The 6,458-nt window shown below is 72.0% G+C and carries 4 protein-coding genes and 1 pseudogene; 4 read left to right on the top strand and 1 reads right to left on the bottom strand.

The annotated features are described in order from the left end of the window. The first annotated feature begins 181 nt into the window (after positions 1–181). Positions 182–1,777 carry an alpha/beta hydrolase gene (locus tag ACFSL4_RS30710; protein WP_381090079.1) on the top strand — a complete coding sequence of 532 codons (1,596 nt, stop codon included), beginning with the start codon at positions 182–184 and terminating at the stop codon, positions 1,775–1,777. 204 nt (positions 1,778–1,981) lie between these two features. Further along, positions 1,982–2,503 (top strand): annotated as a pseudogene (locus tag ACFSL4_RS30705) (GNAT family N-acetyltransferase). Between the two features lie 4 nt (positions 2,504–2,507). Here the strand turns inward: ACFSL4_RS30705 and ACFSL4_RS30700 are convergent. Next, positions 2,508–3,083: an adenylosuccinate lyase gene (locus ACFSL4_RS30700; RefSeq protein ID WP_381090076.1), complete on the bottom strand. Its 576-nt coding sequence runs from the start codon at positions 3,081–3,083 to the stop codon at positions 2,508–2,510. A gap of 585 nt (positions 3,084–3,668) precedes the next feature. On the opposite strand from ACFSL4_RS30700, the gene ACFSL4_RS30695 reads away from it, so the two are divergent. Then, on the top strand, positions 3,669–5,474 hold the full coding sequence (locus ACFSL4_RS30695; RefSeq protein WP_381090074.1) for a 3-hydroxyacyl-CoA dehydrogenase family protein: 1,806 nt from the start codon (positions 3,669–3,671) through the stop codon (positions 5,472–5,474). Positions 5,475–5,610: 136 nt separating this feature from the next. After that, positions 5,611–6,423, top strand: coding sequence for a TetR family transcriptional regulator (locus ACFSL4_RS30690; protein WP_381090071.1), 813 nt, complete (start codon positions 5,611–5,613; stop codon positions 6,421–6,423). Positions 6,424–6,458 lie beyond the last annotated feature (35 nt).

Below are 6,458 nucleotides of genomic sequence, written 5' to 3'. Positions count from 1 at the left end.
ACTCCTCTGACAGCGTCTGACGGCACGCGGAGCGCCGCCACGCGACGCGCATCCGAGCGCTTCCCACGGCCCAATCGGGTCAACTCCGGCCCGAACACGTTGCTCCGGGCGGACTTTCCGGGACGATGCGGCGAAGACCCGGTACCCGGGTCCGATCCCTTCCGCCCTGGGAGCCCCGACCATGAGAAAACGCGCAGGAGCGCTGTGCGGAACCGCCGTCGTGCTGGCCGGAATGCTCACCGCCGTCCCGGCCGACGCGAGTCCGCCGCGCGCCGCGAACTCCGCGAACAGCGCTGACACCGCACAAGGAGCGCCGCTCGCCTGGAAGAAGTGCGATACCGACGACTACCCGGCGCTCCAGTGCGCGACCCTGACGGTACCGCTCGACTACGCGCACCCGCGCGGACGGCAGATCACACTGGCACTCTCACGCGTCCCGCACACCGCGAAGACCTCTCAGGGGCCGCTGCTGGTCAATCCCGGCGGGCCCGGCGGCAGCGGTCTGCAGCTCGCCGGATTCGTCGCCTCCGCACTGCCCGCGGCGGTCGCGGCGCAGTACGACGTCATCGGCTTCGACCCGCGCGGCGTGGGCCGCAGCACGCCCACCCTGGACTGCGAGCCCGGCTACTTCGCCCCGGTACGGCCCGACTCCGTGCCCGGCACCCCCGCGCTGGAGAGCGCCAACCTCTCCCGCGTCGTGTCGTTCGCCCGCGCGTGCGCCACCCGGTACTCGAGCGTGCTGCCGCACCTCGACACGGTCAGCGCCGTGCGGGACATGGACACGATCCGGCAGTCGCTCGGCGCGGAGAAGGTCAGCTACTTCGGGTACTCGTACGGCACCTACCTCGGTGCCGTGTACGCGAAACTCTTCCCGCAGCGGGTACGCCGTCTGGTGCTGGACTCCGTCGTCGACCCCACAGGCGTCTGGTACGAGGACAACATCCGGCAGGACTACGCGTTCAACGACCGCCACCGGGCGTTCCTGGCGTGGGTGGCCCGCCACGACGGGACATACCGGCTCGGCACCGATCCGGCCGTGGTCGAGGCCGAGTGGTACGCGATGCGGGCGGCCCTGGCCCGGAATCCGGCCCAGGGGAAGGTCGGCGCCTCCGAGCTGGAGGACACCTTCATGCCGGGCGGCTACTACAACGGCTACTGGCCGCACCTCGCCAAGGCGTTCGCGGCCTACGCCAACGACGGGAACGCCGCCCCGCTGGTCGAGGCGTACGACAAGCTGGGTGCGGTCGACGCCGCGGGGCACAACGGCTACAGCGTGTACGCCGCGGTGCAGTGCCGCGACGCCTCCTGGCCACGCGCCTGGGTGCGGTGGCGCAGGGACACCTGGGACGTGTACGCCAAGGCACCGTTCATGACGTGGAACAACGCCTGGTACAACATGCCCTGCGCGTTCTGGCCCACCGCCTTCAAACGGCCGGTGGACGTGTCCAACGACGCGCTGCCACCGGCCCTGCTGTTCCAGGCGACCGACGACGCCGCCACACCGTACCCGGGCGCGGTGACGGTCCATCACCTGCTGCGCGGCTCCCGGCTGGTGGTCGAGCAGGGCGGCGGCAATCACGGTGTCACGCTGAGCGGCAACGCGTGCCTGGACGGCCACCTGGCTGCGTACCTCGCCGACGGCACGCTGCCGCACGGCAGCGGTGAGACCGATGCGACGTGCCCCAGCCTGCCCGATCCGAAGCCGCAGACCACCGAGGCGGAATCCGCCGCAGAGCGCGGTTCGACGCTGCACGGGCTGCTGGGTTCCCGCGGCTGAGCGGCAGGGCCGGTCGGTGTCACCCCCGTGGTCCGCCATGGAGTCGTGAGCGGGGCGGAACACATGCCCGAGGACCGCCTGCCGGCCTCGTCGGCGGTGCAACCGGCCGCCCTGGTGGCCCCGGTTCCTCATGGGGGATCGAGGCGTTCGCGGTGCTGCCCGGATGACCGGTGGCCTCGTGGCACCGCGCCCGCCTACGGCTCCATGGACGGCCCTCTCCGCATCCGTGACATGCCCCTCGACGGCTGCCACCGTGTGAGCGACATCCGCGTCCGCGGCCGGCGGACCGCCTACCGAGGGCTGATCCCGCAGTCGTACCTGGACGCGCTCGACGTGGACGCCGACGCCGAGCGGCGCCGGGGCCGCCTCCTCCAGGGCGACGGCCGCGTGGTGAACCTGGTGGCCGAGCGCGACGGGGAGACCGTCGGCTGGGCGGCGCACGGACCGTACCGGATCGGTGACGTCCGCACCGGTGACGCGGAGTCGTACGCGCTGTGTGTCTCCCCGGGCTGCTCGGCGCGGGCATCGGCCGGGCCCTGCCGACCGAGTCCGTGCGGCGGTGCTCCGCGGCCGGGCACCCTGTGGGCGCTCAAGGGCAACACCCGCGCCCGGCGCTTCTACGAACGGGCCGGGTTCCACGCCGACGGCGCCGAGGAGCCGTTCGAGGCGGACGGGATCGCCGTGCCCGAGACGCGCTACACGGCGGTGCTCCCGCCGACCGGCTGAGGGTTCACCGCTGTCCGGGGATACGGGCCAGGGCGTGCACCGCCGCCTCCGCCAGCGCCGGGTGCGCGAGGGCCTCGTTCAGTACGGGCCCCGCCCGTACGTCCGCGAGTGCGCCGAGCCCTTCGATACAGGCGAGCGCGACCCTTCGGTAGGGATCGTGCGGCCGCAGTCTGCGCCGCAGCGTGATGATCAGCGCGGGTACGGCCTCGGGGGCGCGCAGTTCGACGAGCAGGCGCACGGGATGGAGGGCGTAGGCGACGCGGAGTTCGTTGGTGGCCAGGGCCGCCGCGGCGCGGGGTGTGCGCGGGTCGCCGAGCCGGGCCAGGGCGTACGCGGCCGAGGCGCAGCGCTGCGGGTCACGGTGGTTGAGCAGCAGGACGAGCGCCTCGAACGCACGCCGGTCCCCCGCGACGCCGAGCCGGAAGGCGGCCAGCTCGCGGGCCCACAGCGGCTGTCCGGGCTCGGTCAGCGCAGCGGCCAGCTCGTCGGCGCCGTCCATCGCCACGAGTCGCTCGTACACCGGGGACCCGGCGGCCTCGTCCCGTAAGCGCTCCGTGAGCGATCGCCACGCTTCGTCCATGGAGCCGAGCCTAGGGGGTGTTTCGAAAGTCCTGTGCGGTGCCCGCGGTGTCCGGTGCGTGCTCTCGGCGTGCCGGACGAAAGCCCTCGTACTGGACGTACTCGGGGTTTCGGCCGGTGCGGCGAGTGGGGGTGCCCCCTGCTCGAAGAGCCTGGGGGAGCGTGCCGGGCGCCGTGGGTGCTGTGCGGGACTTTCGAAACACCCCCCAGAGGCGCACACCGGGCGCAGGGACCCAGATCACAAAGTCGGGGGGTGGCGTGCTCGTTACCCACAGGTTAAGCTCAATCGAGCGAGTTACCCACTCGCGGCTCGCAGTGGCCTGGTGACGCAGCCACCGCGGAAACACCTCCCACGCCTCACGGCGTCGGGAGCGCTGGTCGGTTCGGTACATCGTGTACCTCAGTACGACTCGGCTCCGGGACAGGGCCGGTCGGATCGCCGCTCCGGACGTATGCACGTCCGGCCACGGCACCCGGGCGTGTGCGTTCGTCAGCCCGGTCACACCCGCACCCTCCGCACTGTGTGCGCCTGCCGGCGCATCCAGCCGCGCTCCTCAGTCGTCACCCTCATTCCAGGAGTCCCGCGATGGCCACTCCCCTGTCCGACACCCCTCTGTCCCCGCTCAAGACCATAGCCGTGGTCGGCCTCGGCACCATGGGCACCGGCATCGCCGAAGTGCTGGCCCGGGCCGGTCGTGAGGTCGTCGGCATCGACATCAGCGAGGCGGCGGCCACCCAGGCCGTGGCCGCCCTGGACTCGGCCACCGCCCGCGCCGTGGGCCGCGGGCGCCTGACCGAGCAGGAGCGCGGCGACGCCCTCGCCCGCTTCCGCACCTTCACCGATCTGCAGGCCGCGGCCGACGCCGACCTGGTGATCGAGGTCGTCCCGGAGTCGTACGAGATCAAGCAGCAGGTCCTCCGCGACCTCGACGGCATCGTGCGCCCGGACACCATCATCGCCACCGGCACCAACGCCCTGTCCGTCACCCGGCTCGCCGCCGACTCGGCGCACCCCGAGCGCGTTCTCGGGCTGCACTTCTTCAACCCGGCGCCGGCCATGAAGCTGGTCGAGGTCGTCTCGTGTGTGCTGACCGCCCCCGCGGCCGTGAGCGCGGTCACCAACCTCGCCCTCGACCTGGGCAAGGAGCCCGTCGCGGTCGGCGACCGGCCCGGGTTCGTCGCCGACGGGCTGCTGTTCGGCTACCTCAACCAGGCCGCCGCGATGTACGAGGCCAAGTACGCCTCCCGTGAGGACATCGACGCCGCGATGAAGCTCGGCTGCGGGCTGCCCATGGGCCCGCTCGCCCTGCTCGACCTGATCGGCATCGACACGGCCCGCACGGTCCTGGAGGCCATGTACGCCGCCTCCCACGACCGCCTGCACGCCCCGGCGCCGATCCTCAAGCAGCTCAGCGAGGCGGGCCTGACCGGCCGCAAGTCGGGGCGCGGCTTCTACACGTACGAGGCGCCCGGCAGCCCGGTCGTCGTGCGGGACTCGCTGACCCCGCTGGAGGACGGTTCCCTGGTTCCCGGCCGTCCGGTCCGCTCGGTCGGCGTGGCCGGCTCCGGCACCATGGCGTCCGGGATCGTCGAGGTCTTCGCCAAGGCCGGCTACGAGGTGGTCCTCGCCGCCCGCAGCGAGGAGAAGGCCCAGGCCGCGAAGGCCCGGATCGGCAAGTCGCTGGCGCGCTCGGTCGACAAGGGGCGGATGACCGCCGAGGCGGCCGCGCAGACGCTCAACCGGATCCGGCCGACAGGCTCCTACGACGATTTCGCCGACGTCGACCTGGCGCTGGAGGCCGTCGCCGAAAACCTGGAGGTCAAGCAGGGGCTGTTCGCCACCTTCGACAAGGTCTGCAAGCCCGGCGCGATCCTCGCCACCACCACCTCCTCGCTGCCGGTCGTCGCCTGCGCCCGCGCCACCTCGCGCCCGCAGGACGTGATCGGTATGCACTTCTTCAACCCGGCGCCGGCCATGAAGCTGGTCGAGGTCGTCCGTACGGTGCTGACCGCGGACGATGTGCACGCGACGGTCCGCGAACTGTGCGGGTCGATCAGGAAGCACCCGGTCGACTGCGGCGACCGCGCAGGTTTCATCGTGAACGCGCTGCTGTTCCCGTACCTCAACAACGCGATCAAGATGGTGCAGGAGCACTACGCGTCGCTCGACGACATCGACGCGGCGATGAAGCTGGGCGGCGGCTACCCGATGGGGCCGTTCGAACTGCTCGACGTGGTCGGTCTCGATGTCTCGCTCGCCATCGAGAAGGTCCTGCACCGCGAATTCCGCGACCCCGGCCTGGCTCCCGCACCGCTCCTGGAACACCTGGTGGCCGCGGGCTGCCTCGGCCGCAAGACCGGCCGCGGCTTCCGCGAATATGCCAAGCGCTGACCGGCCCGGCGACTGGTTCCGAGGCGAGGCCGACTGGGGCGGACTGCTCGATCCCGGCGGCACCCCCCCGCCCGCCCAGGGCGGGGGAAACCCGGGACCTGCACAGCACCCTGCGCACATGCAGTACGTTCGGGTCATGTCCCAGCCCGCCAAGTCCTCCCGTACACCAGCCACGCCCGACGCTCCGGAGAGTGCCGCAGGTACGCGTGCCGCGGCCCAGCGACTCAAGATGCGCCGAGAACTGGCGGCCGCTGCGATGGAACTGTTCGCCACCAAGGGCTACGAGGCGACCACCGTCGACGAGATCGCGGCGGCCGCCGGAGTGGCCCGGCGCACCTTCTTCCGTCACTTCCGCTCCAAGGAGGAGGCGATCTTCCCGGACCACGACGACACCCTGGTCCGGGCCGAGGCGGTGCTCAACGCGGCGCCCGCGCACGAGCACCCGCTCGACACGGTGTGCCGCGGCATCAAGGAAGTCATGCGGATGTACGCGGCCCGGCCGGAGATCTCCGTGCAGCGCTACAAGCTGACACGCGAGGTACCGACGCTGCGCGAGGCGGAGATCGCCTCGGTCGCCCGCTACGAGCGTCTCTTCACCCGCTATCTGCTCGGTCACTTCGACGAGCACGCGCACGACGACGACGCCAACGACGATCCGCTGCTCGCGGAGGTCGCCGCGTCGGCGGTCGTCACCGCGCACAACCACGTCCTGCGGCGCTGGCTGCGGGCCGGCGGCCAGGGTGACGTGGAGGCCCAGCTCGACCACGCCTTCGCGATCGTCCGCAAGACGTTCGGCAACGGCATCGGGGCCGGACGTGAGGCAGCCCCCCGTACGCCACCGGCCTCCGCGACCACGCAGGGGGAAGTGCTGGTGACGGTGGCCAGGACCGACGTTCCCCTCGACGAGGTGATGCGCGCCATCGAGCAGGCGCTCAAGGAGCGCTCGTAGCCCGGCGGGCGAGGCAGGGTGGCCACGGCCACCAC

It is taken from the genome of Streptomyces caeni, assembly GCF_042678285.1.
Classification (GTDB): domain Bacteria; phylum Actinomycetota; class Actinomycetes; order Streptomycetales; family Streptomycetaceae; genus Streptomyces; species Streptomyces caeni.
This window is presented reverse-complemented; position numbering and strand designations above follow the sequence as displayed.

Excerpts from the sequence above, each read along its gene's own strand:
- ACFSL4_RS30695 (WP_381090074.1), top strand. The coding sequence starts at position 3,669 with ATGGCCACTCCCCTGTCCGACACCCCTCTGTCCCCGCTCAAGACCATA.
- ACFSL4_RS30700 (WP_381090076.1), bottom strand. The coding sequence starts at position 3,083 with ATGGACGAAGCGTGGCGATCGCTCACGGAGCGCTTACGGGACGAGGCC.
- ACFSL4_RS30710 (WP_381090079.1), top strand. The coding sequence starts at position 182 with ATGAGAAAACGCGCAGGAGCGCTGTGCGGAACCGCCGTCGTGCTGGCC.
- ACFSL4_RS30690 (WP_381090071.1), top strand. The coding sequence starts at position 5,611 with ATGTCCCAGCCCGCCAAGTCCTCCCGTACACCAGCCACGCCCGACGCT.